Here is a 274-nt window from a genome sequence, read left to right as displayed (position 1 = left end):
CGGGAAGATCGTCCTCACTGTTCCCGCGGATCTCGATGCGGCCGGTACGGTGCTGATCACCGGTGGTACGGGGACGCTGGGGGGCTTTGTGGCCCGGCATCTGGTGGCCGAGCGGGGTGTGCGGCATCTGTTGTTGGTCAGCCGCGGCGGTGGCGGGGCGGCGTTGCGCGAGGAGCTGGCCGGGCTGGGCGCGGAGGTTTCCGTGGCCGCCTGCGACGTGGCCGACCGGGACGCGCTGGCGGCCGTACTGGACTCGATCCCGGCCGAGCGTCCG

The 274-nt window shown here is 73.0% G+C and carries 1 protein-coding gene; it reads left to right on the top strand.

Features of this window, described 5'->3' with window-relative positions:
* On the top strand, window positions 1-274 hold a 274-nt coding region (locus tag IF37_RS40505), incomplete at both ends, for an SDR family NAD(P)-dependent oxidoreductase (protein ID WP_037858549.1).

This window comes from Streptomyces sp. NRRL S-31 (assembly GCF_000718775.1).
GTDB lineage: Bacteria > Actinomycetota > Actinomycetes > Streptomycetales > Streptomycetaceae > Streptomyces.
Note: the sequence above shows the minus strand (reverse complement) of the source record. Positions and strands in the feature narration are given on the sequence as shown.